The organism is Candidatus Planktophila sp. (assembly GCF_044348745.1).
In the GTDB taxonomy this organism is placed as follows: Bacteria; Actinomycetota; Actinomycetes; order Nanopelagicales; family Nanopelagicaceae; genus Planktophila.
Genome location: NZ_JBIKSG010000005.1, coordinates 23106 through 49398, shown reverse-complemented (window position 1 = coordinate 49398; position 26293 = coordinate 23106). Strand labels below are relative to the sequence as shown.

The 26293-nt window shown below is 45.7% G+C and carries 25 protein-coding genes and 1 tRNA gene; 19 read left to right on the top strand and 7 right to left on the bottom strand.

All coding sequences use genetic code 11. The features are described from left to right. Positions 1–4 precede the first annotated feature (4 nt). The 4 genes from AC9UH7_RS01965 to AC9UH7_RS01950 are packed head-to-tail and all read left to right on the top strand — an operon-like array spanning position 5 to position 3426. Positions 5–916, top strand: coding sequence for an asparaginase (locus tag AC9UH7_RS01965; RefSeq protein WP_509594349.1), 912 nt, complete (start codon positions 5–7; stop codon positions 914–916). A 20-nt stretch (positions 917–936) separates the two neighbouring features. Further along, positions 937–2184, top strand: coding sequence for a D-inositol-3-phosphate glycosyltransferase (gene mshA / locus AC9UH7_RS01960; RefSeq protein ID WP_509594346.1), 1248 nt, complete (start codon positions 937–939; stop codon positions 2182–2184). After that, positions 2185–2667, top strand: coding sequence for a type III secretion system chaperone family protein (locus AC9UH7_RS01955; RefSeq protein ID WP_509594343.1), 483 nt, complete (start codon positions 2185–2187; stop codon positions 2665–2667). A gap of 9 nt (positions 2668–2676) precedes the next feature. Then, a complete protein-coding gene (locus AC9UH7_RS01950) occupies positions 2677–3426 on the top strand; it encodes a phosphoglyceromutase (RefSeq protein ID WP_509594341.1) in 750 nt (249 codons plus the stop codon). Positions 3427–3440: 14 nt separating this feature from the next. Here AC9UH7_RS01950 and AC9UH7_RS01945 read toward each other — a convergent pair whose 3' ends face one another. Further along, positions 3441–3962 (bottom strand): LptM family lipoprotein, encoded by a 522-nt coding sequence (locus tag AC9UH7_RS01945; protein WP_509594339.1) that lies wholly within the window; start codon positions 3960–3962, stop codon positions 3441–3443. Between the two features lie 106 nt (positions 3963–4068). On the opposite strand from AC9UH7_RS01945, the gene AC9UH7_RS01940 reads away from it, so the two are divergent. Together AC9UH7_RS01940 and AC9UH7_RS01935 are read left to right on the top strand one after the other, a co-directional pair. Further along, positions 4069–4551 (top strand): CarD family transcriptional regulator, encoded by a 483-nt coding sequence (locus AC9UH7_RS01940; protein WP_445821849.1) that lies wholly within the window; start codon positions 4069–4071, stop codon positions 4549–4551. A gap of 4 nt (positions 4552–4555) precedes the next feature. After that, positions 4556–5185, top strand: a complete 630-nt coding sequence (locus AC9UH7_RS01935; protein ID WP_509594338.1) for a 2-C-methyl-D-erythritol 4-phosphate cytidylyltransferase — start codon at positions 4556–4558, stop codon at positions 5183–5185. On the opposite strand, the gene AC9UH7_RS01930 is transcribed toward AC9UH7_RS01935, so the two are convergent. Together AC9UH7_RS01930 and AC9UH7_RS01925 are read right to left on the bottom strand one after the other, a co-directional pair. Then, positions 5165–5854, bottom strand: a complete 690-nt coding sequence (locus tag AC9UH7_RS01930) for an IspD/TarI family cytidylyltransferase (protein ID WP_509594336.1) — start codon at positions 5852–5854, stop codon at positions 5165–5167. The two genes, AC9UH7_RS01935 and AC9UH7_RS01930, sit on opposite strands and share 21 nt — an antisense overlap. Positions 5855–5856: 2 nt before the next feature. Next, the gene (locus tag AC9UH7_RS01925) at positions 5857–7209 is read right to left on the bottom strand and encodes an NAD(P)H-dependent oxidoreductase (protein WP_509594334.1); all 1353 of its coding nucleotides are present in this window, start codon (positions 7207–7209) and stop codon (positions 5857–5859) included. A gap of 21 nt (positions 7210–7230) precedes the next feature. Between AC9UH7_RS01925 and ispF the strand changes: the two genes are divergently transcribed. From ispF to AC9UH7_RS01905, 4 genes are read left to right on the top strand one after another with little or no spacing between them, the layout of a single operon-like run. Then, positions 7231–7710, top strand: coding sequence for a 2-C-methyl-D-erythritol 2,4-cyclodiphosphate synthase (ispF, locus tag AC9UH7_RS01920; protein ID WP_509594332.1), 480 nt, complete (start codon positions 7231–7233; stop codon positions 7708–7710). Beyond that, a complete protein-coding gene (gene cysS, locus AC9UH7_RS01915; RefSeq protein WP_509594329.1) occupies positions 7707–9092 on the top strand; it encodes a cysteine--tRNA ligase in 1386 nt (461 codons plus the stop codon). Before ispF ends, cysS begins: the two co-directional genes overlap by 4 nt. A 29-nt stretch (positions 9093–9121) precedes the next feature. Then, on the top strand, positions 9122–10060 hold the full coding sequence (rlmB, locus tag AC9UH7_RS01910; RefSeq protein WP_509594327.1) for a 23S rRNA (guanosine(2251)-2'-O)-methyltransferase RlmB: 939 nt from the start codon (positions 9122–9124) through the stop codon (positions 10058–10060). Between the two features lie 9 nt (positions 10061–10069). Continuing rightward, positions 10070–10858, top strand: a complete 789-nt coding sequence (locus tag AC9UH7_RS01905; RefSeq protein ID WP_509594325.1) for an SGNH/GDSL hydrolase family protein — start codon at positions 10070–10072, stop codon at positions 10856–10858. A gap of 12 nt (positions 10859–10870) precedes the next feature. Here AC9UH7_RS01905 and AC9UH7_RS01900 read toward each other — a convergent pair whose 3' ends face one another. Beyond that, positions 10871–13870: a glycoside hydrolase family 2 TIM barrel-domain containing protein gene (locus AC9UH7_RS01900; protein ID WP_509594377.1), complete on the bottom strand. Its 3000-nt coding sequence runs from the start codon at positions 13868–13870 to the stop codon at positions 10871–10873. A gap of 79 nt (positions 13871–13949) precedes the next feature. Here AC9UH7_RS01900 and AC9UH7_RS01895 point away from each other — a divergent pair, with 79 nt between their 5' ends. Both AC9UH7_RS01895 and AC9UH7_RS01890 read left to right on the top strand, forming a co-directional pair. Beyond that, positions 13950–16043: an RNA degradosome polyphosphate kinase gene (locus tag AC9UH7_RS01895; protein ID WP_509594322.1), complete on the top strand. Its 2094-nt coding sequence runs from the start codon at positions 13950–13952 to the stop codon at positions 16041–16043. Beyond that, complete coding sequence (locus AC9UH7_RS01890; RefSeq protein ID WP_509594320.1) at positions 16044–16937, top strand: NUDIX hydrolase; 894 nt, start codon at positions 16044–16046, stop codon at positions 16935–16937. It abuts the gene before it with no gap. Here AC9UH7_RS01890 and AC9UH7_RS01885 read toward each other — a convergent pair. Continuing rightward, a complete protein-coding gene (locus AC9UH7_RS01885; protein WP_509594317.1) occupies positions 16934–17851 on the bottom strand; it encodes a Ppx/GppA family phosphatase in 918 nt (305 codons plus the stop codon). The genes AC9UH7_RS01890 and AC9UH7_RS01885 overlap by 4 nt on opposite strands. Positions 17852–17953: 102 nt before the next feature. Between AC9UH7_RS01885 and AC9UH7_RS01880 the strand changes: the two genes are divergently transcribed. Together AC9UH7_RS01880 and AC9UH7_RS01875 are read left to right on the top strand one after the other, a co-directional pair. After that, a tRNA-Thr gene (locus AC9UH7_RS01880) sits at positions 17954–18025 on the top strand. Between the two features lie 25 nt (positions 18026–18050). Continuing rightward, the gene (locus AC9UH7_RS01875) at positions 18051–18569 is read left to right on the top strand and encodes a beta-class carbonic anhydrase (protein WP_509594314.1); all 519 of its coding nucleotides are present in this window, start codon (positions 18051–18053) and stop codon (positions 18567–18569) included. Here the strand turns inward: AC9UH7_RS01875 and AC9UH7_RS01870 are convergent. Together AC9UH7_RS01870 and AC9UH7_RS01865 are read right to left on the bottom strand one after the other, a co-directional pair. After that, entirely contained in the window at positions 18550–19326 is a 777-nt protein-coding gene (locus AC9UH7_RS01870; protein ID WP_509594312.1) for an alpha/beta fold hydrolase, read from the bottom strand. The genes AC9UH7_RS01875 and AC9UH7_RS01870 overlap by 20 nt on opposite strands. After that, positions 19326–20561 carry an NAD(P)/FAD-dependent oxidoreductase gene (locus AC9UH7_RS01865; protein WP_509594310.1) on the bottom strand — a complete coding sequence of 412 codons (1236 nt, stop codon included), beginning with the start codon at positions 20559–20561 and terminating at the stop codon, positions 19326–19328. The genes AC9UH7_RS01870 and AC9UH7_RS01865 overlap by 1 nt, the downstream gene beginning before the upstream one ends. Before the next feature lie 23 nt (positions 20562–20584). On the opposite strand from AC9UH7_RS01865, the gene AC9UH7_RS01860 reads away from it, so the two are divergent. From AC9UH7_RS01860 to AC9UH7_RS01840, 5 genes are all read left to right on the top strand, one after another. Further along, positions 20585–22066 carry an SDR family oxidoreductase gene (locus AC9UH7_RS01860; protein WP_509594307.1) on the top strand — a complete coding sequence of 494 codons (1482 nt, stop codon included), beginning with the start codon at positions 20585–20587 and terminating at the stop codon, positions 22064–22066. Next, positions 22059–23405, top strand: a complete 1347-nt coding sequence (locus tag AC9UH7_RS01855) for a pyridoxal phosphate-dependent decarboxylase family protein (protein ID WP_509594305.1) — start codon at positions 22059–22061, stop codon at positions 23403–23405. Before AC9UH7_RS01860 ends, AC9UH7_RS01855 begins: the two co-directional genes overlap by 8 nt. Before the next feature lie 40 nt (positions 23406–23445). Next, complete coding sequence (locus AC9UH7_RS01850; RefSeq protein ID WP_509594303.1) at positions 23446–23709, top strand: DUF3263 domain-containing protein; 264 nt, start codon at positions 23446–23448, stop codon at positions 23707–23709. Between the two features lie 123 nt (positions 23710–23832). Next, on the top strand, positions 23833–25452 hold the full coding sequence (groL, locus tag AC9UH7_RS01845) for a chaperonin GroEL (protein WP_509594300.1): 1620 nt from the start codon (positions 23833–23835) through the stop codon (positions 25450–25452). A 69-nt stretch (positions 25453–25521) separates the two neighbouring features. Then, positions 25522–26271, top strand: coding sequence for a DUF3027 domain-containing protein (locus AC9UH7_RS01840; RefSeq protein WP_509594298.1), 750 nt, complete (start codon positions 25522–25524; stop codon positions 26269–26271). The last annotated feature ends 22 nt before the right edge of the window (positions 26272–26293 follow it).

Genomic DNA, 26293 nt, shown 5'->3' with positions numbered 1-26293 from the left:
AGTAATGCTGGGCGAGGTCTTAGCAGAAGTAACACGTGGCGGAGTTGTTGAATCTGTTCACGCAGGTCACTTGGTGTTGCTTAACGCTGATGGCTCAATACTTTTTCAAAAAGGTGACCCAACGCTAAATATTTACTCACGCTCATCTCTTAAATCAATTCAAGCCTCAGCAATGGTGCGTGCTGGTTTAGACATCGAAACTCGTTTATTGGCTCTAACCTGCGCATCCCATGCCGGTATGCCAATGCATCAACAAGGTGCGCTTGCAATCTTGGCAAAGGCGGGCCTTGATGAGCATTCCCTCAAGTGTGTCTTAGATCGTCCACTTGATGAAGAATTACGTCGCACCGCTGAACCAACTCGCCTTGCTATGAACTGCAGCGGAAAGCATGCAGGAATGCTTGCCACATGCGTAGTCAATGGCTGGCCAACAGATTCATATTTAGATCCAGAACATCCATTGCAGCTTGCGATAAAGGGTGAAGTGGAACAAATGAGTGGTGAAAAAGTCGCAGGTGTCAGTGTTGATGGATGCGGTGCTCCACTGTTTCTATTTTCACTTCTTGGTCTTGCTCGCGCTATTCGCAATTTAACGATCAGTACAGATCCGGTGCATCAAGAAGTAGCACAAGCTTGCCGCGATTACCCTGAAATGGTTTCTGGTCCTGGTCGTCTTGCAACAAGGATGATGCAGAACATCCCTGGCTTGTTTATGAAGGATGGCGCGGAGGCAGTTAATGTTGCATCACTTCATGATGGCCGCACGTTGGCCATCAAAATTAGCGATGGCAATGCACGTGCTATGCCAGCAATAACCGCGGCTGCCCTTGCGAAATTTGATATTGATGCGCACGAAGTACCCGTAAACACATTGGGTGCAGGCCTGCCAGTGGGCGTCATTCGCGCAACCTTCTAGGTGCGCGTACCCTTAACACCATGAGTGGGCGTATTGCAGTACTAATGGTGCACACATCGCCCCTGGAACAACCGGGAATTGGCGATGCTGGCGGCATGAATATCTATGTCGTTGAATCCGCACAGCGCATGGCTGCTATGGGCGTCTCAGTCGACATCTTTACTCGTAGAACTAATCCAAGCGAGGTAGATGTTGTTGAGATTTCTGCGGGTGTTCGTGTTCGCTACTTTGATTGCGGGCATGGATCACTTACAAAGGAACAACTTCCTGCACATATTGCCGGACTATCTAAAGAGTTTCTGCGCATTTTGAAAAATGAAAATTACGATGCGATTCACTCGCATTATTGGATTTCTGGAAAAGTTGCGATGCTTGCTGCAAAAGAACTCGGAATTCCATTGGTGCACACCATGCATACCATGGCACGCGTTAAGAATTTGAACTTAGCTGAAGGAGAAACTCCTGAACCAATGATTCGTGTGCAGGGAGAAACGCAAGTTGTTGCTGCAGCCCAAGCACTAGTTGCTAACACTGATGCTGAAGCAGCAAGCCTTGTTTCGCTTTATGATGCTTGTCCTGACATTGTCCATGTGGTTGCTCCAGGTGTTGATCTTTACACATTCACTCCTAGCAAAGGTCGCAGTGCTGCACGCACCATTGTTAATCTGCCCCAGGATTCATTAGTTGTCTCCTTTGTTGGACGAATCCAGCCACACAAGGGTCCAGAAGTTTTGATTCGTGCAACTAGTGAGTTAGTCAAACATTCACCTTTGCTGCGCAATAAATTGATTGTCAACATCATTGGCGGTGCATCGGGTGCCAATACTGAAGAGGTAGATCGCTTAAAGGAACTTGCAACATGGCTGGGCATCGATGATGTTATTCGCTTTGCACCACCTGCCCCGCGTGCAGAATTAGCCGACTGGTATCGAGCAGCAGATTTGGTAATTGTTCCGAGCTACAGCGAAAGTTTTGGCTTAGTTGCCCTTGAAGCACAGGCATGTGGAACACCAGTTGTTGCAACAGCAGTCGGTGGGCTTCGCACAGCAGTTGCTGACGGTATTTCTGGTGTTTTGGTTGATGGACATGATCCAAAGGCTTGGTCATCAGTTATTGCTCGCTTGCTGCAAGAGCCACAGCGTCGCGTGCTGCTGTCTATGGGCGCAATTGAACATGCATCCCACTTTGGTTGGGATGCAACTGCTCGCGGAACGTTAGATATCTACGATCAAGTAATTACACAGTCTCGCAAAGCCCTGGAAGCATAAATGGCTTCGATCGACCCACGCATTACTATTGAAGAATTCTTAGATTCACATGACTTGGAGTATGAACGCAAAGACCAGAACACATTTTTAGTCTCACTACCTGGTGAAAAAAAGTTACAAACCCATTGTGCTCTCATTGTTGGCGACCATTCCTTGAGCATTAACGCCTTTGTGATCCGCAAACCAGATGACAATGAAGCGGGTGTTCATGCATATTGCATGTTAAAAAATGCTGGTATGTATGGAATTGCCTTTGCCACTAATGAACTCGGTGACATCTTCTTAGTTGGGCGCTTACCTTTGTTTGCAGTCACAGATCGAGAGCTAGATCGATTGGTGGGTTCTGTTTTGCAGTACAGCGACAGCTCATTTAACCCACTGCTAGAACTTGGATTTGCAAATGCGATCCGCAGAGAGTGGGCTTGGCGTGTCTCACGTGGTGAATCTTTGGCCAATTTAGATGCTTTCAAGCATTTGGTTTAGACTGTCGCTATGACTAACTTCGAACTTGTATTGCTACGCCATGGTGAATCTGAATGGAACGCCAAAAACCTTTTCACCGGCTGGGTCGATGTTCGACTTTCAGATAAAGGTGAAGCAGAAGCTCGTCGAGGCGGAGACATGTTGGCTGAGCGAGGGTTGTTGCCAGATGTGGTTCACACATCGTTGCTACGTCGTGCAATCAACACATCGCAATTAGCCCTAGATGCTTGTGATCGCCACTGGATTCCCGTGCAACGCTCATGGCGCTTGAATGAACGCCACTACGGTGCTTTGCAGGGCAAAGACAAGGCGCAAACTTTGGCACAGTACGGGGAAGAGCAATTCCAGTTATGGCGCCGCAGTTTTGATGTGCCACCTCCTGCAATCGATGACAACGATGAATTCAGCCAGGCTAAGGACCCACGCTATGCAGATCTTGGTCCTTTGGCCCCAAAGACTGAGTGCTTGAAAGATGTCATTACACGCATGCTTCCTTACTGGGATGAGGCGATTGTGCCTGACCTCAAGGCGGGTAAGCGAGTTCTTGTCACAGCACATGGAAACTCATTGCGTGCATTGGTAAAGCACCTAGATGGAATTAGTGATGCAGATATTGCAGGATTAAATATTCCAACAGGGATTCCGTTGTATTACAAACTGGATGAAAACTTTAAGCCAACAGTTAAGGGCGGGGAGTACTTAGACCCAGAAGCGGCTAAAGATGCGATTGCAGCTGTTGCAAATCAGGGTAAGAAGTAAGGTACTTAGAAAACTTATTTAGTAGCAGTTGGTGAAGGCGTAGGTGCAGGTAAAGTTTCTCCAGCAGTTATGCCTGTGTACTCATCACGAGCTTCGCGAACGATTGCATCTAGAGTAACAACTCCAGCATTTCCGAAGAACAGTCCAACTTGCACACGTGATCCAGCAGGTGCTCCGAATCCGCCAAGGACAACCTTTGCGTTCGCGCGCTCGCCTTCAAAAATGATTGGTGTGTTTTTAGGCAAAACATTGTTGCCTGTGTAAGTCGCGCTTGTCCCATTGATTGCAACGCCTAGAAGAGCATCTTCAATATCACCGTTGTTAACTATTGTGCCCACCAAAACAGCGTTTCCGCCAGGTGCTGCAACTACAAGGAGGTTAACAATTCTGATGTTATTGCCATCTTCTGTAACTGTTGCCTCGACGCCATCAGTGACTTGATTTATCACGCGGGTTGAAGCGTTATTGCCAGCACCGCATCCACTTAGTGAGACGGCCAATACGGCAATAGAAATTGCTGAAATAATGCGACGCATAAGTGCAATTGTCTCACATTGAATAAGCAGTAAATAACGCTGCTTATTTGGGGTTTTGTGAACTAAATAATGCTGGTAGAATTGACCCTCTAGCGAAGGGCATCACATGACATTTAAGGTCGGCGAAACCGTTGTTTATCCTCACCACGGGGCAGCATTAATTGAAGCTATTGAAACTCGTGTGATCAAGGGTGAAGAAAAGACCTACCTAGTGTTAAAAGTTGCTCAAGGCGATCTAACTGTCCGCGTTCCTGCAGATAACGTAGATCTAGTCGGAGTTCGTGATGTTGTTGATTCAGCCGGCCTAGATCGCGTATTTAGCGTATTGCGCCAGCCATACACAGAAGAGCCAACTAACTGGTCACGCCGCTATAAGGCTAATTTAGAAAAGCTTGCTTCAGGTGATGTTATTAAGGTCGCTGAAGTTGTTCGCGATCTATACCGTCGCGATCTAGATCGTGGACTTTCAGCTGGTGAAAAGCGCATGCTCGCCAAGGCGAAGCAGATCCTTGTATCAGAGCTCGCACTTGCTGAGCGCACTGATGAAGAAAAGGCTGCAGTGATCCTTGACGAGGTACTAGCTTCTTAATTCGGTGAGCACACCTTCTCTGAAGGTTGTTGTGGCGATTACATCGCCAATTGCATTCCACCCACTAAAGAATCAAAATGTTCTAAGCACCTGCCTTGATGCATGCTTTGAGTTTATTTCAGAGTATGGAGCCAGCGCGCATCTTGCAATTGCAGGCACAGAAGAAGCACTTCTTGAAGTTGTGGATCTAGAGTGCGAAAAGATTCAATGCGATCCAAACTCAGCGCAAGAAATGGCTAAATCACTAAAAAACGCCCAGCCTTTTGAATTGCTGATGATCCATGACTCACAAAGAGCGCTAACCAAAGTTGCCCAGTTTCAGCGAGTTCTAGAAGCCCTGAAGGTGAATATTGATGCGGTGCGCCCTGCTTCACCCTTTACGGAGACGCTGAAATCAATAAGTGCTGAGCAATATGTCGATGGGACTATTGATCGCAACTCAATGAAGAGAATTTCTACGCCGGAGTTGATTCGACGTAGTGCAATCGACTTTACTGGTGGAGCATCAACTTGGTTTGTTCCATTAAAAATTGATGCAAAAACAACCAAAGTGGATGCTGACTCTGAAAGTGCACGAATTAACTCGGAAATAGAGATAAATCTGATGAAACATCTATTGGATGGAAACCAATAGTTCTGCAATAGCTAAATCTTGCGGGTAGGTAATTTTGAAATTCAAAGCATCCCCAGGAACTGCACATATCTTGAGCTCCGGGAAAAACCTTTCCATGCATGCAGAAGTATCAGTTCCTACGAAACCTTCGATGGAGGCTTTCTCGTAAGCGGCCAGTAGCGGCTGTGCTCTAAAACCTTGTGGTGTTTGCACACGTGCAACTGTTTCATCGCGAGCGGTGTCCATCTCTCGTGGATCTAGTGCAATTGTGGGAATTGCTCCACCGTGCTGCACCGCACCTGCGGCAATTGCAGCAAATAACTCTGGAGTTGCTAATGGTCTTGCGCCATCGTGGATCAGAACAATTTCAATTTCACCTGCATCGATTGCAGCTTTTAAATGCTGCAAAGCATTGAATTCACTCTCATGACGGCTTGCGCCACCATAAACAATTTCGATACTAGAGGGCATTTCATCAGCTTCTAGTGCTTTACGTGCGAAATCTTCATCGTCGGGATTGATTACAAGGATAATCCGGCCATCTTTAAAGCTTGCAGCCGCATTTGTGAGTGATCTAGAAATTATGTGAGGACCATTGAGCGGTAACCAGACCTTGTTGATGTCGTGCCCAAAGCGAGTTCCAGAGCCCGCGGCCAGAACAATTGAAGCGACCTTGGACTGTGAACTCATGATTACTTCTGGTCTGGTGCGTATGTGAGGCCTAATTCATCCTGCTTTTTGCGCAGCGCAACAATAAATGAATCTTGATTGAGTTCGACATGATCATAGGTAAGCAATTCCCCAACGCCAATTGGTTTGATGATCTTCGCCCCAGCGATTAAGCCAATAGGAACTAAGTTATCGCGCTTGGCATCTAATGCATTGTCTGCATAACCACGCACTGTATAGCCACCAATACCGTCAATAACATCGCCAACAGCCAGCTCTTTCTTTGTCATTGTTACGACTTCAGCATTGAGGTGTGGTGCGTATAAAGAAGATTCGCGATCCAATATCGCACGATAAACAGTGATTGGCGCTTCAATCGATGCCAAATGGAAGGGACGATACAAAGCAAAGTATGGACCAGGCCCCATCGCAAGATAGCTCATCTCATGTGCGATGTATGGATCATTGTGACGAACAATGACGAAGACGCCGGGAGCCACATCACCAGTGCAGTAATCGACAACACCTGGACGATCTAAAACTCCACCATCAACAGCTAAAGCGAAAGTATCTTGCAAAGTCTTAACAGAAGAGGCAGGCCCATACATGCCTCGCTTAGACAGTTGCAAACCAGTTGTATTGGCAAGTGCAACCATCTCTGTCATAGTTTTAGAGCCATCAGTAAATGAACACAACATCTTTGGATTCATCTTCTTTTTTATAGCAATCTCTCGGACAGTGTCTGGAGTGCTTAAGGGTTCAAATGGATTGTTCTTGCCTTTACCTGCACAAATAATTTCAAAGTTCAGATCGCGCGCATAATCAACTAAAACCTTTGCTTCAATTGGCTCATCTCCATGGCAGACGGCATAAATCACACCGTTATCTGTGGCAACTTTATGGAGCAGTGGCCCAATGGTGACGTCCATTTCAACATTTAGAACAGCGACATCCTTCTTTGCAAGAAGACAGGAGTAGGTAATTTGTGCACCAATATCTGGAACTCCAGTGCCTTCTACTACTAAATCAACCGGAAGCTCTGATACTAGATTTGAGTTGGTACTACCTGTGTGTTTTCCATCCAAAATTGCCTTTGATAAAACTTCTTTATCCTCACTGAAAACAACATCAGTAATTCCTAAATCTGCGTAAACAACCTTGACCCGCTCTAAGTCTGTATCGATGATTATGGATAGAGATATTCCCTCTTTGCGGCCTAACTGATTTCCAAAGCCACGGCCCATCTGGCCGGCACCCACCAATGCGATACGGGTATCTCGCCCTATTTTCAGTGCATGATCTCGTAGTCGAGATGTGTAGGTCACTAGCAACTCTTTTCCATGAATAAAGCCTGTATGCGTATTAAACACCACCACAGAAGCCGATACGCTTAGACAATGAACATCTCCAAACTTCGCACCGGTGTCGGTGTGGATGCCCACAAATTTGGGGATAGCGGACCTTGTTCACTGGCGGGACTGCAATGGCCCGAAACTCCTCGCTTACTAGGACATTCTGATGGTGATGCTGCCGTGCATGCTTTGTGTGATGCAGTGTTGTCAGCATGCCAGCTAGGCGATGTCGGGAGTTTCTTTGGTGTTGATTCACCTGAAATGGCTGGAGCCTCTGGGGTAGCGATGATTGAAAAACTCCGTAATTTTGTAACTGCCAAAGGTTTTGTAATTAATAATGTTTCTTTGCAGATCGTTGGAAATCAACCAAAAATCACTGCGCGCAGGGATGAAGCACAAAAGGTTTTAAGTGATGCACTGGGAGCACCTGTTTCAGTTGCCGCTACAACTTCAGATCAAATGGGTTTTACAGGCAGAGGCGAAGGTATCTACGTAATTGCTAATGCTTTGGTGCAAGCCCCATGAGTTTGAATCTTTATGACACTGCAACCCGCGAAGTAAGTGAGTTCAAGCCACTAGTTGCAGGACAGGTTTCTATCTATGTGTGTGGAGCAACGGTGCAAGCAGCACCGCACATTGGCCATGTTAGAAGCGGCGTTAACTTTGATGTTTTGAGACGTTGGCTGACAAAGAGTGGATATTCGGTTACCTTCATTCGAAATGTCACTGACATCGATGACAAGATTTTGCAGAAAGCCCTAGTTGAAAAGATGCCTTGGTGGGCGTTGGCGATGAAGTACGAAAGAATTTTTTCCGAGGCATATGCATCGCTCAATGTTTTGCCGCCAACATATGAACCGCGAGCAACTGGCCACATCACGCAAATGATTGAGTTGATGGACCAACTCATTGAAATAGGCGCTGCATATGCACCAGGTAATGGTGATGTTTATCTTGAAGTTCGAAAGCTCAAGCGATACTTAATCTTGTCTCGTCAACACATTGATGATTTGCAGCCCGCATCAGATGCCGATGAAACCTATAAAAAAGATGTACGCGACTTTGCTTTATGGAAAGCTGCTAAACCAGGAGAACCGTCATGGCCAACCCCTTGGGGCCCAGGACGTCCTGGCTGGCATTTAGAATGTTCAGCAATGGCGCATGCCTACCTCGGTGAAACTTTCGATATTCATGGCGGGGGATTAGATCTAGTTTTCCCTCATCATGAAAATGAAATCGCACAATCAGAAGCTGCAGGATATGGATTTGCACAACGCTGGTTACACAATGCTTGGGTTACACAATCTGGCGAGAAGATGTCAAAATCTTTGGGAAACACTTTGCAGGTTCATGAAATTTTGAAAGATGTTCGCGGCATTGAATTACGATGGTATCTAGGTGGTGCGCACTACCGCTCAATGCTGGAGTATTCACCAGAGGCTCTGAAAGAGGCGGCAACTAATTTCCGCCGGATCGAAAACTTCTTAAATCGTGCAACTGAACTCATTGGAGCTCAGCCAACTCCGCGCATTAATGCAGAATTTACTGCTGCGATGAACGATGACTTGGCTGTGCCTGCTGCCCTTGCAACAATTAGTGAAAATCTGCGATTAGGAAATCAAGCAATTACAGATAATGACACTGCCGCCATTTCTAAAAATGCTGATGAAATTCGTGGAGCTCTTGAAGTTCTGGGTTGTGATCCATTTGATCCTGCTTTTGCCTCATCTAGTGGTTCGGATCTCACAGGAGCGCTAGATGGTGTCATCAAACTAGCTCTCGCAGAGCGTGCATCAGCCCGTGAACGCAAGGATTTTGCTGCCTCTGATGCAATCCGTGATGGGCTTGCTGCTTTAGGAATTACAATTGAGGATACTGCTCAAGGGCCACGCTGGTCTATTTCTTAACAAATAACATAAACGAAACGAGAATAACAATGGCTGGCAATTCATCCCGCAAAGGCGCTATTCGCCAATCAAAAAAGGGACCATCTGCCGGCACTGGTGGAAACAACAAGCGACGTCTTGAAGGAAAAGGTCCAACTCCAAAGGCTGAAGACCGTCCTTATCACGCAGCTGCAAAGCGCAAGAAGGCGGCTGAAAAGAAGGAGACTCGCTCACCTCGCGTTCCAAAGGGTGATCGCCCACGCGGTGAAATCGTTGCAGGACGTAACGCGGTACTCGAAGCCCTACGTGAGAACGTTCCATCAACTGAATTGTTAGTCGCACGAAGTATTGATGTCGATGATCGTGTTGCAGAAAGTTTAAAACTTGCACTCCATTACGGATTGCCGATTCGTGAAGCACATCGTGCTGAAGTAGAAGGTATTTCTCCAAATAGCCAAGGAATCATCCTTGCCATTAAACCTTTCCAATACTCAAGTTTTGAAGAGATTATGGAACGAGCAAAGTATCCATCGCTAATCGTTGCCTTAGATGGCGTAACCGATCCACGTAACCTTGGTGCAATTATTCGTTCTGCTGCTGCATTTGGTGCTGCAGGTGTAATTATGACTGAACGTCGTGCAGCAACCATGACGGCCTCTGCTTGGAAATCTTCTGCAGGAGCGGCTGCCAGATTACCAATTGCACAAATTACTAATCTTGCCCGAACCATCGATGCAGCTAAGAAAGCTGGGATGTTTGTTGTTGGTCTTGATGGGGAATCAGATGACACCATTAGCAATATGAAGGTTGCAACAGAGCCCTTGATGATCATTGTTGGCTCTGAAGGAAAAGGTCTTGCACGTCTTACAAAAGAAAAGTGCGACCTTGTTGTCTCGATTCCAATTAGCGCTTCAACTGAATCACTCAATGCAAGCGTTGCAACCTCAATCGCGCTGTTCCACGTAGATCAGCAGCGCCGCGAAAAGTAGGCAAAAGCCATGAAATACAATCGTTTTATTGCTATCGGAGACTCATTTACAGAAGGCATGTGTGATGAGAAAAAATATGGTCAGTATCGTGGATGGGCTGATCGTGTAGCTGATGTGATGGCTGCTAATCAAATTGGATTTCAATATGCAAACCTGGCAATCCGGGGCAAGCTGTTAAAGCAAGTTATTGATGAGCAACTAGAGCCAGCCATTGCCCAGGTGATTGATAAAACAACACTGGTTTCCTTTCATGCTGGTGCAAATGACGTTATTCGGCCTAAGTTCAACCCAAATGCAACTTTGCCTATGTATGCAGAGGCTGTGCGCAAAGTTGCAGCATCTGGTGCAACCGTGATGTTGTTTACAGTTCTTGAAGATAGTGGAAGCAGTGGCCGCCTTGCTGAGTCTTGGCAAGCACGTTTTAGAGTCTTTAATGACAATGTGCGAGCAATGGCAGAAGAAGTCGGGGCAATTCTTTGTGATGCTAATGAAGAAGAAGCATTTAAAGATCCGCGCTTCTTAGCATTTGATCGTTTGCATCTAAACCCAATGGGACATGATCGCGTAGCACAAGCAGTCTTAGAAACAATTGATCTTCCATTTGATCCATCATGGCGCAGACCTTTAGCGCCACAAGAGCCAACTCCACAGTTTGTAAAAGGAGCTGTGACTATTGCTTGGTTTGCAACCTTTGCACTGCCATGGATGTGGAGACGTGCGCGCGGTAAATCATCTGGCGATGGAAGAACCTGCAAATATCCAATTGCAATTAATTGGCCGCTATCTCATTTAGATTAAGAACCAAGCTAATTAGATCTGTGTAACAGTCCATTCCCATGTGTGGACACCGGTCTTAACAAGGTACTTGTCTAAAGTATCTGGGCCACAAGAAGCTGTTCCAACACCGCGATGTGCCGCATCAATATGAACAACGGTATTACCGCAGGCTTTGACCTCAACATCATGGGTGGCATCAGCCAAATCTCCATCCCTGTTAGGCGTTACAGAGACTTGGGCTGGCTTGGCCATGGCGAATCGAAGTCCATTTCCGGCTAAATTCGTGAGTTCAAACCATCGCACAGCGGCATGGCCGCCATTTTCTTGTGGGCGAACATATGGAATGTATTGCGCAGCAACTGTTGAAACATAACGCGCGATACGACCAATCTTACGATCAGGGTATGACTCATGTGCGCCAGTACCGAAGTACACAAGATCACTCAACATTCCATCCAACTCAAACAATGTTCCTACGCGCGCAAGGTCATTGAATGCTTTTGGAATCGTGACCGATTCTTTAACATTAAAACCACCGATAACAGGAGTAATCAATTGTGTGTGCTTGAAAGAAACACCTGTACTTGTTTCCCAAGTATTTGAAATCTTGATAGAGGTTGAAGACTGCTTTACAACACAATCTGTTCTGGAGATCTCACGGACACCATATTGTTCCCACTTAGTTGCGATATGTCCTATGCGGTCGTTATCGGTTGGTGCACGCCATAAAGAAACAGAGGGCGCAACAATTCCGTATGGCAAAATGATTTGTCCATGTTCATCAACGACATCGCCAAGTTCTTGTGTCTTTTTAGCAGGGGCCAAGGCTGAGGAAGGCAATGCAATTTGGCTCCAACCAATTTCTGACATTGGTAGCGCCCATGGAGTGCTGGCAACACAAACAAGTGAGAATGTAATGAAGCGCTCACCACGAGAAGTACCCTTTGCAAACTTCTTAGAAGAGATCTTGAAGTTAGCTGATTTTCGTGGACCTACCTTAGGTAGCTTTACGGTTCCACCATCTTGGATAACACCATCACACGTGATTGACCATTGAAGTTGGTACTCACTTAAATCTTTAAAGAAATTCTTGTTGAAGATTTTAAACTGACCTGTTGCCGAATTAACAGCACTAACAACAAAAGGAGCGGCCAGTGCCTTAAATTCATGCATTGCAGGCTTAGCTGTGCGGTCAGGAAAGACCATTCCATCGCAGCAGAAATTGCCATCATGTTTTGTTTCGCCGTAATCCCCACCATATGCGTTTCGCTTAGAGCCATCTGGCATTGTTTGAACGGGACCGTGATCCCACATCTCCCAAATAAATCCCCCTTGCAAGCCACGGGTAGATTCAATGACTTCCCAATACTCTGCCAATGTTCCATTGCTATTACCCATTGCATGCGAGTACTCGCACATAATTAATGGGCGATCAGCCTTAGGCGACTTTGCATATTCTTTAATGGCATTAATTGTTGGATACATTGGAACAATTACATCTGTTAAGGAATGACTTCCCATCCAGTTTCCACGAATCCCACCTTCGTAATGCAAAGGACGTGATGGGTCAAAGCTCCGTGCATATGCAGCAGCAGCTTCATGATTGGTGCCTGCGCCAGATTCATTGCCAAGTGACCACATAACAACAGATGGATGATGAACATCGCGCTGAACCATCCGACCAACACGATCCACAAAGGCTGTTAGGTATCGGGTGTCATTACAGATTGAAGAAATAAAAGCGTGTGATTCAATATTGGCTTCACCAACTACATAGAAACCTAGTTCATCACACAAATCGAGGAAAGCTGCATCATTGGGATAGTGGGATGTGCGCACAGCGTTAAAGTTCCAACGCTTGAGTTCAAGGAGATCTTGTCTCATGTCATCACGAGTTAAGGCACGGCCTGTGAAACGGTTGAAATCATGTCGATTGATTCCATAGAAAATTACTGGCTGACCATTAACTAGGAAATCTTGCCCACTAACAAGAATTGATCTAAAACCAATTCGCTGCTGAGAAACTTCGATTACGGCACCATCAGGATCGATGAGTTCTAAGTGTAATGTGTAGAGATTTGGCAGTTCTGCCGACCAAGGATTTACCTTTGGAATACGGGTTTGAAGCACTACCTTGCCATGTGGCCAAGGCTCATTCTCCATGATTGCTGCTTTGGCATCTGCTGGCAGTTTTCCATCCCAATACTTTCCATGGAAATAATCATCGCTGCGTTTTTTTAGGTCAGCATCACGTTCAGTCCACTTTGGTGGAGTGAAGTTTCTAATTGTTTTCGAAAGATTGGCGTTTTTGACCTTAGGTAATTCAGCGATTGAGGCACGTAGCGTGTATCCATCAGTTGAGAGATTATCTAGCGAACCTAAGTCAGCTTCAATACTCAAAGTTCCAGTTGAACCATCTTTTTCTAAACCTGCAACTGTTTTGAATCTTTCAATGAATACTTTGTTGGTTGCATGCAATTTTATGGAACGAGTAATCCCACCATGCCACCACTGATCTTGATCCTCAATAAATGTTGCATCTGACCACTTAGTTACATCGATACGTACTACGTTATTTCCGCTGTGCACAAATTGTGTTACATCAAACTCTGCGGCAAGGCGTGAATCTTTGGTAAGACCAACTTCTTCACCATTGATGTATACAAGTGCCACAGATTCATAACCACCAACGTGCAAAACTATTCGCTTGCCATTCCAACTCTTAGGAATTTCAAAATCGCGCTCATAGACACCAGTTGGGTTTTCTGCAGGCACAAATGGAGGTAGTTCTTCAAAAGGCATTTGCGTGTTTGTATAAATTGGCTTGTCAAAGAAAACTTCAGATGGCTCTTGCATGGTCCATAAGCCAGGAACTGGTATTGATGCCCATTTCTTGCCCAACTTTTCTGTCGGGCTATGTAACAACTGAAAGCGCCAGGTGCCGTCCAATGAAATTTGCTCAAAGTGCTCGATATTGAGCATCGGCAAACGGTTTACCGAGGTGGTCTCTGGGCTCATCCAATAGTTGTTCATCACGGAAGGAAGTCTCTCAGGAAAAGAGGGGAAGCACACCTTCGCTAAGCGTGAAAAGAGAGGTTGGTTTATCTGGGGGATGCCCACCGATTACCTGTTGTTCACCCAATCGCGAGAGAATTTGCTCATGAAAATCGACCATCTGACCGATCGGGAGATCAGCTGGCTCTCTTTCGACCAGAGGGTGCTGGAACTGGCTGAAGATTCATCTGTTCCCCTTCTTGAAAGACTGCGCTTTTTGGCAATCTCATCGTCAAACTTGGACGAGTTCTTTATGGTGCGAGTAGCGACTTTGATGAGCAAGATCGAGAATGATGTAACTGCTGCAAATGTTGCAGGACATAAACCAAAAGAGTTACTAGCATTAATTAGCACAAAGGTGAATGAGTTGGTTGCTCGTCAATCACAAACCTTGCATGATGAAATTTTACCGGAGTTAAAGAAGCACGGAATTGAATTCGTTAAGTGGGATCAACTTGATGAAACGGAAAGCGCCTACGTTGCGAAATTGTTTCAGGACCGTATTTTTCCAGTTCTAACCCCACTGGCTGTCGATCCAACGCATCCATTCCCGTATATCTCCGGGTTATCTCTCAACCTTGCGGTAATGGTTAAGAATCCAGCAACTCATGAAGAGTTCTTTGCGCGCGTTAAAGTTCCAGAAATTTTGCCACGCTTTATTGCAACAGCAAAGTTTGGTTCAACCCGCTACCTGCCACTTGAAGATTTGATTTCGATTCACTTACAAGAGCTTTTCCCTGGCATGTCAATTGAAGACCACTACACATTTCGAGTAACACGTAACCAGGATATTGAACTAGATGAAGATGAAGCAGAGGATTTGCTGCTGTCCCTTGAACAAGAACTATTGCGTCGTCGATTTGGACCTCCAGTACGTTTAGAGGTTGAGGCAGGAGTTGATGAAGCTCTCGTTTCTAAACTTGGCTCAGAACTTGGTATTGGTGCTGAAAATATTTTCCATGTGAGTGCACCGCTTAATCTGACCTCACTTCATAAGATTGCCGATCTTGATTTCTCAAATTTGAAGTTTGCACCTTTTAGGTCCCGTACAGCCAAAGCCTTGTCTGAGGTGGATTCTGAAGATAGCGATCTATTTTTCTCGGCCATTCGACAAGGTGAAATTCTGCTGCACCACCCTTATGAATCCTTTACTTCATCAGTCGTCCACTTCTTAGAAAATGCTGCAAAAGATCCACATGTGTTGGCGATTAAACAGACTTTGTATCGCACATCAGGTGACTCGCCAATCATTGAAGCATTAATTGAAGCTGCAGAAGCAGGCAAACAGGTTGTTGCGGTGATTGAAATCAGAGCCCGATTTGATGAACAAAACAATGTGCGCTGGGCACGCAAGTTAGAAGCTGCGGGTGTCCACGTTGTGTATGGATTGATGGGTTTAAAGACGCATGCAAAATTGTCACTAGTAGTGCGAGATGAACCACAAGGCATTCGTCGTTACTGTCATATTGGAACTGGTAACTACAATCCAAAAACTGCACGCATGTATGAAGATCTAGGAATGCTCAGCGCTGACATTGAATTAACCGAGGATCTCACTCGACTGTTTAACCAACTGTCGGGATTTGCACCACAGTCAACTTACTCTCGTTTATTAGTAGCACCTCGCACCTTGCGCTCTGGTTTAATTGAACGTATCGATCGTGAAATTGAGCATGCCAAAAATGGGCAGCCAGCGGGTATTCAATTCAAACTTAATTCAATTTTAGATGAAGGGTTTGTTGCAAAGCTATATGAAGCATCACAAGCTGGGGTCAAGATTGAATTATTGATCCGTGGAATTTGCGCCGTGCAACCTGGCATTAAAGGCGTTTCTGAAAACATTGTTGTTAAATCAATTTTGGGACGATTCCTGGAGCACTCACGTATCTATCACTTTGTTAATGGTGGAGATGACGAGTACTGGATTGGAAGCGCGGATCTAATGGGTAGAAACCTTGATCGACGTGTTGAAAGTCTTGTTATGGTCCAAAGAAAAGAGCACTTGGTTCGCCTCCAAGCCTTGCTAGATCTTGGACTTTCAGAGGAGACCTCTTCTTGGCAACTCAATGAAACTACTTGGAAGCGCTCCAACAAAAAGGGATTAATTGATGCTCATGCAGAACTCATTGATCACTATTCAAAGGATAGGTAAGTGGAAAGCCAAGTAATTCAGGCAGCAGGGGCGGTTCTGTGGCGCCGATTAAGCGATGATTTAGTTCAAGTTGCCCTGATTCACCGTCCTCGTTACGACGATTGGTCTTTTCCAAAAGGGAAGGTCGAAGCCGGAGAATCTGAAATAAGTTGCGCTTTCCGTGAGGTGTTTGAAGAAACTGGATACGAAACTGTCTTTGGTCCTGAGCTTTGCAAAATTCAATATCCTGTTGGTGAAACAACCAAGACTGTTAGATATTGGTCAGCCCAAGCTATTGGTGATGCCAAAGGTGTCATGGATCCTGAAGAGGTAGATCAGTTAATTTGGGTGACTACATCTGATGCAATAAATAAACTTACACGTGAAGGCGACAAAGAAGTTTTGAAGAATTTTGAAAAGTTCGGTACAGATACTGTTCCCTTAGTTCTTTTGCGCCATGGAAAAGCAATTGCTAGAGAAGAGTGGGAGGGCGATGATGGAGATCGTCCCTTGGCGCAGCTTGGCCAGATTCAATCAATGCGAATGCTTTCTAAGTACTTGCCTTTTGGAATAACAGAAATCCACACTTCCGATGCAGTGCGCTGTTATGAGACTGTTGCTCCTATTGCTCGCTCATTATCACTAGACATGATTTATTGGAGTGAACTCAGCGAGTATGCATATGAAAAGGACAAGAAGGCTGCGATAAATGTAGTCAATGACATTATTGAAAGCGAAGCTCATGCAATTGTGTGTGGACATAACCCAGTGATTCCTGGAATTGTTGCGAAATTTATTGGTAAAAAGAACTTCAAAGAATTAGATCATGGATTAATGCCAGGAGAAGCTTGGATTTTGCACCACCGCGAAGGTGAAATTATTGCTATTGACTGGATGTCAGCCCCGGAGGCTTAGTCGCTTAACCAGTCTAGGCGGCGTAAAACAATGCCTTCACGAAGTGCCCATGGGCATATTTCAGCTTCATCAACATCTAATCTGTCCATTACTGCAAGTGCCACAATGCCACCAGCAACAATCTGTTGAGCACGGCTAGCTGAAACACCAGGCAATTCTGCACGTGACTTGTTTGTCATCTCTATAAGTCGTGGCAATGCAGATTTAAGCGAAGATCGCTCAATGAACTTTGGATTATCTCCATACCATTGCGCACAAATACGAGCCAAGGTTCTAAAGGTCTTGCTTGTAGCGACGAAATGATCCGCATCATGTGACTTTAAAGAATTTGGCATCGAATCTCTAATCAATTCTTCGGCATGCTTTTCTAAATTCTTGATTCCTTTAGAACCATACGGGTCACCACTTAAGAATTCTCTCGTTAAGCGAGCTGCTCCAAGTGGCATAGAAATCGTTGCATCTGGATTTTCATCTACTCCGCTAGCAATTTCTAATGATCCGCCGCCAATATCTAAAACTAATAATTTGCCGGCAGACCAGCCGAGCCATCGACGAACTGCCAGGAAAGTCATTGAAGCTTCGTCATCACCGTTTAAAACTTGCAGGTCAATCTCATGCTTCTTATTGATATCGGCAATTATTTGGGCACCGTTGCTCGCATCGCGCACTGCCGAAGTTGCGAAAGCTAAAATTTCATCTGTTTCATTTTGCCGCGCATGTGCTACCGCTTCTTGGATGGCGTCATTAAGAAGTTGTACTCCGCTAGCTGAGATCGCACCGGAAACATCTAGATATTCAGTAAGGCGCAGTTCAACCTTGTAATTAGTTGCAGGTGTTGGGCGGGCTCCTGGATGGGCATCCATGACTTGAAGGTGGATGGTGTTTGATCCCACATCAAGGACGCCTAGTCTCATAAGGACAACCTACCCTGAGCGCGCAACAAGAGCCCGATTTCAAGTTTTGCCCTTCGGCTGCCATAATTGCCCCTGCTGTATTCGAGGCAACTTGAAGAGCAGGCCTCTCTAGCTCAGTGGTAGAGCAGCGCACTTGTAATGCGCAGGTCGTCAGTTCAATCCTGACGGGGGGCTCCGGATATTCCGGAGAGGAGTTGAAATGTCAGAAAACTCCTTTCCGCATGAATTTTTCTCTGAAGAAATCGCTGCCAATGATGAATACATCAAAACCTTTAAGTACTCAGGGTTAACGGGTGTTGCTCAAAAGGGTTTAGCAATTGTCACCTGCATGGATTCACGAATCAATCCACTTTCTGTAATGGGAATGAAATCAGGTGATGCCAAGATCTTGCGTAATGCAGGTGCACGCGTCACTGAAGACGTATTGCGTACTTTGGTGCTGGCTACCTACTTGCTAGGAGTTAAAAAGATTCTGGTTATGCCTCACACAAATTGTCGAATGGCTTCGGCAGAAGAAGCAGACATTCATGAATACATCGAAAAGGAGTACGGTGTTGATACACGAAGCTTAGAATTTAGAACAGTTTCAGACCAAGAGGCAGCATTAGCTATCGACGTAAATCGTATTCGGGCGTACCCATTCCTGAATAAGGATGTTGTTGTTGGTGGAGCAATTTATGACGTTGCGACAGGAAAAATCACTCCGGTCGATTGTTAAGTCGTCTAATCGCTTGTCGAGTTACTGGGTAAGTAAGGTCTTCTAAGAATTGCATGATATTTGCCAGCATCAGCGCAGGCTTTTCCTTTACTAAGCCATGTGAAGTTCCAGGAATGATCGCTAGTTGCCCTAAAGGCAAAGCTTCATATAAGGAAATAGTGTGATCATGGGCAATCACATCATCATCGCCTGCCATGACCAATACAGGACATTGGATAGAAGCAATGTCCGAAATACTTATATCCGGTTCAGTTTTCCATATCTGATTCATGCGAAGAGTCTTTTCCAACAATGTATGTGGTGCATCCGGGCTAATCAAATTGTGTTCTGCCTGATCATCCTCACTAATTGAAACTTCCTCGAAATCACTCATAGGTGCGCTGTAATGATAATTCGCACCAATTGCGACAATGGATTTAACTAACTCTGGACGTTGTATCGCAACCATGAGGGCAATAATTCCCCCATCGCTATATCCAATTAAGTGAGCAGGTTCTTTAACTACTGTCTCTAAGTAAGCAATCGCTTCTTTGGCTTGAAACTCAAAATGAAGACTTCCGGCTCGATCACCTGTAAAACCATGTGCTGTTCTGTCATATGCAAAAACATGAAAGTCATCTTCTAATGCTGGTACGAGTAAGTAATCCCAACTAGATGTCTTGCTTAACCCGCCATGAAGCAAAACGACAGCTTCGCCATCATTTTCCCATTCATAGCAGTAGAGATCATGTCCATCAACATTTAAATACTCTGGCATTACTGTGAATCCATAATATGTCGGTTGCCACGATCAAAAGTTAAATAGTTGTAGGTCCAGTCAGCCATGGTTCCAATTTTATTGCGACCACCTAACAAATAGAATAGGTGCAGCCACAACCATGCATACCAAGCTGGAATTCCAGTCATTCGAAGGTTTTTCACTTCAACAATTGCTTTGTGACGACCAATAGTTGCCATCGAACCTTTATCAAGATACTTAAATGGCTTTAGGTCCTGCCCACTTGCGATTCTCTTGATTTGCTGCGCAACATGTCGGCCTTGCTGCAACGCAACGGGTGCAACCATCGGCAACATACGCCCGTTTTCTCCCACAAAACCTGCGATGTCACCAATGGCAAAGATGTGTGGGTAGTGCTTTACCTGCAAGGTGTTTTCAACATCGATACGAGTATTTATCAATGGCAGATTTAATTTAGCAGCCGTGGGTTCCCCTTTAACGCCTGCAGCCCAGATGGTTACTTCTGATGGGATTTTAATTCCAGTGCTGGTTTCAATAATGCGTGGCTTTATTTCTTTTACAGCTGTATTTAGGTGGACTGTGACGCCAAGTTTTTCCAGATCTTTTTTGCCGTGCTCTGAGAGTTTTTCCGAAAACATGGGCAAGATTCTTGAGCCCGCTTCGATCAAATTAATCTTGATATGTGCCGCCGCATGCTGTTGGTCATTCTTTAAAGGACCACGTACGAGCTCTGCAAATGCACCAGCCATTTCAACTCCAGTTGGGCCACCACCAACAACTGAAATAGAGAAAATAGTTTCATCTTCAAAACGGCACAAATCTTCAAAACGTCTCAAAACTTCGGCACGAATAGTTAAGGCTTCATGCACACTTTTCATACCTAGGGCATGCTCAGTTACTCCCGGAACTCCAAAATCAGCTGTTGCAGATCCCAGTGCGACAATTAAATAGTCAAAATCTAAAACTTCACTGCTATCTAATTTCACACTGTTGTTTTTGTGGTCTACAGATATTGGAGTTCCCATTCGAAATTGAACTCCAGTTTTGCGCAGCGCACCGCGAACAGGGTGGGCAACATGGTCAGCGGCTAAGCCAGCTGTGGACACCTGATACAAAAGCGGTAGAAAAGTTTGGAAATTATGGCGATCAACGACTGTGACATCGGCAAACTTAGCCATCTTGCGGGCTGCAGTTAGGCCCCCGAAACCGGCACCCAAAATCACTACTCGAGGTTTTTGGAGTGTCTTTTGCATGGGTTAAGTCTAGGCTTGCCAGCATGAACTCGCACATTGGGGACCGTAAGTTCCTCGTCACAGGGGCATCTGGATATGTCGGTGGTCGATTAGCTCGCTCACTTATAGATGAAAAAGAAGATGTCCGAATATTGGTGCGTGACAAAAATAAGATTATGGGTCAGCCATGGGCAACTCAAGTGGAGATTTGTGAAGGAAGTGCAGAAAACTTCACTGACCTAAAGCGTGCACTGGAAGGCGTTCATACAGCTTTCTATCTTTTACATTCAATTAATCTCGGTCCCCATTTTGATGAAATTGAAAGTGAGATGGCTCGCAACTTTGCCAAGGCAGCAGAGGAATCCGGGGTTTCACAAATCATTTACTTGGGTGGAATTGCAAATGATGAAAACATTAGTAAGCACCTTGCATCTCGGGAAATGACAGGAAAGTCTTTGGCGACAACTTCTGTTGCAGTTCTTGAACTTCGCGCAGGAATCATTATTGGCTCTGGCTCTGCAAGTTTTGAAATGCTGCGTCACTTAACGCATCGACTACCGATTATGACTACACCTAAATGGGTCATGAATAAGACCCACCCAATTGCTATCCGTGATGTCTTGTATTACCTCAAGGCAGCTGCACGATTAGATAAGCCAGTTAACAAAGTATTTGATATTGGTGGCCCCGAAGTACTGTCCTATGCAGACATGATGCAAAAGTTCGCAAAGTTATCAGGACTAAAAAAGCGCTGGATTATTCGGGTTCCAGTATTAACTCCGGGATTATCTAGTTTGTGGATTGGATTAGTGACTCCAGTGCCAACAGCACTTGCAAGACCACTTGTAGGTTCACTGATCAGCGAAGTGGTTGCAGATCCAGCAAAGAGTATTGATGCACTCATTCCAAAACCGACAGAAGGACTTATAGATGTTGAGAATGCTATTGCTTTAGCACTTTCAAAAATTACGACCCATAACGTTGAAACACGCTGGTCTGATGCAACTATGCCGACTGCGCCATGGCAAAAAGCCCAGGGAGATCCAGATTGGGCCGGTGAAATGGTGTTGCGTGATCGTCGGGAAAAAATCACTGATGTTCCTGCAGAAGATGTCTGGCGACAAGTTGAACGTATTGGCGGAGAGAATGGCTGGTTTGGTTCTGACTTATTGTGGTGGGCTCGCGGTGTTTTAGATCGATTCCTAGTCGGTGGTGTCGGTTTGCGTCGCGGTCGTCGCGATCCAGATTTCCTAAGAGTTGGTGAAAGTTTAGATTTTTGGCGAGTAGAAGAGTTGGAACCTGGACGCAGATTAAAGTTATATGCAGAAATGGTTTTGCCAGGTAAGGCTTGGCTTGAATTTACAGTTACACGTGAAAATGGAAAAACCAAGATTGTGCAAGAGGCGACATTTAATCCGAGAGGATTAGGCGGGCAGTTGTATTGGTATTTGGTTTCACCTTTTCACTTGTTTGTTTTTCCAACCATGATTAGAAACATTGTGAAAAAGGCCAAAATCAATGCATGAGTTCACCTCAGAAGTTGAAGCACTTGCTGCAGAAGTTTTAAAGTACAGCCTTGAGCGATTGAAAGATGATCCACCTTTAGATGGTCCGCGCTCTGCTGAAGATTTGTTTAACGAAGTAGGAAACACAATCACCGCAAAAGGCCTAGGCGGACATGAAGCTTTGGAAGTATTTACCAATGTATTAGCTAAGGCTTGTATTTCTACCGACCATCCACGCAACCTTGCATTTATCCCATCTGCTCCCACTGAATATGCAAACCTTTTTGATTTAGTAGTTGGTGCAAGTGCGCTCTATGGCGGATCATGGCAAGAAGGTGCCGGAGCAGTCTTTGCTGAAAATCAAGCTATTCAATGGTTGATTGATTTAGCGGGATTACCTGCATCTGCTGGCGGCGTTTTTGTGCAAGGTGGGACCATCGGAAATCTCTCGGCACTTGTGGTTGCGCGCGCAGAAGCACGTAAGAAGCAGGGTAATCCAGAGCGTTGGGTTATTGCCTGCAGCGAAGAGGCACATTCATCAATTGTTTCTGCGGCAAATGTTATGGACGTGGATGTACTTAAGGTTGCAGTAGATAAGAACGGACGTTTGCAAGGTTCGGCAGTTGCTGAGGCTATTGATCACCTCCATGCGACTACAAAAGCGCGAGTATTTGCAGTTGTTGCTACTTCTGGCACTACAAACCTTGGCATCATCGATGACCTAAAAGGAGTTGGGAAAGCCGCACATGATCGTGGCATTTGGTTCCATGTTGATGGTGCGTATGGGTTAGCAGCATTATGTGCACCGTCTGTGCGTCAGATGTTCGATGGTGTCGAAGCGGCAGATTCATTTATTGTCGATCCCCACAAATGGCTTTTTGCTCCATATGATGCTTGTGCACTTGTGTATCGCAATCCTGAATTAGCAAAGCAAGCACATTCACAGCACGCTTCATATTTAGATACATTAAAAGATGAGAACTGGTCTCCTTCTGATTATGCAATTCATTTAACTAGGCGCACACGTGGCTTGCCTTTTTGGTTTTCACTCGCAGCGCACGGAACCGATGCTTATGCAGAAGCCATGGAACAAACACTGAGAGTTGCGCAACAAGCAGCGGATTTAGTTCGTAACCATCCAAACCTTGAACTGTTATGCGAGCCAGAACTTTCTATTGTTGCCTTTACTCGAAAAGGTTGGGTGGCAGCTGACTATCAAAAGTGGAGCGATCAACTATTGGAAGATCAGGTCGGGTTTATTCCACCGTCATCACACCGCGGGCAACCCATTTTGCGATTTGCAATCGTCAATCCCTGGACCAAGATTTCGGATATTTCAATCATTCTGGAACGGCTGTAAATCCCACACTTTTAGCGCCCCCTGACCTAAGATTTCACCCATGTCTGCGCAAGAAGAGTCTGCAATCAACACTGGGCTCAGTGACCTCGAAGTTCGCATCCTTGATTTTGAGGGCAACTGGTGGCGCTATGCGGGGGCTAAAGAGGCAGCCATCAAGGATCTTTTCGACCTGAGCGCTCCTCGTTATTACCAATTATTGAATGATCTGATTGACCGCGACGACGCTCTAGCTGCTTCACCCATGCTAGTTAAGCGCCTGCGCCGCCTACGCGAGGCCCGCATGGCTACTCGCGTGGCCCGCTAGAACCCTTTTTACCTCTCGTTTTGCACCTACCAAATAAAGGCTCTAGATTTGGCGTTAGCACTCTCGGGGTGCGAGTGATAAAGCGCCCCGCCTAACGAAGTACTAACACAAGGAGCACAACTCATGGCAAAGCAGATTGCCTTTAATGAAGAAGCACGTCGCGGTTTAGAGCGCGGCATGAATATCTTGGCTGATGCGGTCAAGGTAACCCTTGGACCTCGTGGACGTAACGTCGTTCTCGAGAAGAAGTGGGGCGCCCCAACAATTACTAATGATGGCGTTTCCATTGCAAAGGAAATTGAACTTGATGATCCATGGGAAAAGATTGGCGCAGAGCTAGTTAAGGAAGTTGCCAAGAAGACTGATGATGTTGCCGGTGACGGAACAACAACTGCAACTGTTTTGGCTCAAGCACTAGTACGCGAAGGTCTGCGTAACGTTGCTGCCGGATCAAATCCAATGGCGCTAAAGCGCGGAATCGAAAAGGCTGTTGCTGAAATTGTTGCTGAACTTCTCTCAATGGCAAAGGCTGTTGACTCTAAGGAGCAAATCGCAGCGACCGCATCTATCTCTGCAGCAGATGCAACTATCGGCGAAATGATTGCTGAAGCCATGGACAAGGTTGGAAAAGAAGGCGTCATCACTGTTGAAGAGTCAAATACTTTTGGTTTGGAGCTAGAGCTCACAGAAGGTATGCGCTTTGATAAGGGTTACATCTCTCCATACTTTGTAACTGATCAAGATCGCATGGAAGTTGTCCTAGAGGACGCATACGTTTTGATTGCAAACTCAAAGATTACAAACATCAAAGATCTAGTGCCAGTACTTGAAAAGGTTATGCAATCAGGTAAGCCACTATTGATCATCGCTGAAGATGTTGAAGGCGAAGCGCTCGCAACACTAGTTGTGAACAAGATCCGCGGAACTTTCCGTTCAGCAGCTGTTAAGGCACCAGGCTTTGGAGATCGCCGCAAGGCGATGTTGCAAGATATTGCAATCCTGACAGGTGCAACTGTAATTTCTGAAGAAGTTGGACTTCGTCTTGATGCAGCAGAGCTTGAACTTTTAGGTAAGGCTCGCAAGGTTGTTATCAGCAAGGAAGAGACAACAATTGTTGAAGGTGCTGGAGATGACGCTCAGATTAAGGGCCGCGTTCAGCAGATTCGCAATGAGATTGAGGCATCAGATTCAGATTATGACCGCGAGAAGTTGCAAGAGCGTCTTGCAAAGCTTGCTGGCGGCGTTGCTGTTATCAAGGCAGGTGCTGCAACTGAGGTTGAACTCAAGGAGCGCAAGCACCGCATTGAAGATGCAGTTCGCAATGCAAAGGCTGCAGTAGAAGAAGGAATCGTTGCCGGTGGTGGCGTTGCACTTCTACAAGCAGGCGCTGCAGTGTTCAAGCGTCTAACAGATTTAACTGGCGATGAAGCAACTGGTGCAAAGATTGTTGAATATGCAATCGAAGCTCCAATTAAGCAGATTGCAATTAATGCTGGGCTTGAAGGCGGAGTAGTTGTTGAGAAGGTTCGCCATCTTCCAGCAGGACAAGGTCTAAACGCTGCAACTGGTGAATATGTAGACATGATCAAATCTGGAATTATTGATCCGGCGAAAGTGACACGCTCTGCACTTCAAAATGCTGCATCAATTGCTGCCCTATTTATTACAACAGAAGCAGTTATTGCAGATAAGCCAGAAAAGGCTGCTGCTGCCCCACAAGGCGGCGGAGATATGGACTTCTAAGCACCAGTAATTACGCGTAATGCCGTCCTCGATTAACGCGAGGGCGGCGTTCTGCTTTACCCTTAGACCATGGCAAAGAAATCTCTCATCTCCAAAAAGGAGAAAGCTCCTTCACAGGAGAAGACGTCAACAAGCACAACTGTTGCTTTTGATGCGAAAGATCTTGCCCGAAACGCGGCACTTGAAGTTGCAGAACAACGCGATCAGGTTGGCGGATTTGTTTCTGTTGATTTTGATGATGACAATCGTGTTGCGACATATTTGTTTGAAGCAAAACTTGCAGGATATAAAGGTTGGCGCTGGTGCATCACCATTGCAAAGGTTGATAGCGATGCAGAGCCAACAATTTGCGATGTTGTAGTAATTCCTGGACCTGATGCACTACGTGCACCAGATTGGATTCCATATCGCGACAGAATTCTGCCTGGCGATGTTGGAGTCGGTGACATTGTTCCAAGCTCACTTGATGACACTCGTTTAGTGGCAGGTGCACAAGCGTTACCGCAAGATGAAGATTTAGATACTGCAATGGCAATTGAACTTGGTTTAGGTCGCGCGCGCGTGATGTCTATTGAAGGTCGCGATCAAGCAGCAAAGCGCTGGTATGACGGAGAGCGTGGGCCGAACGCTCCTATTGCTCAGTCAGCTCCAAAACCGTGCCACAGCTGCGGATTCTTTATTCCTATCGCAGGTTCATTACGATCAACATTTGGCGTGTGCGCTAACGCGATTTCACCTGACGATGCACGCGTAGTGAGCGTGGACCATGGCTGCGGAGCACATTCGGAAGCGACCTTCACGGAGCCAGTGTTAAACTAAGACCCTGCTATCGCACCCGCGA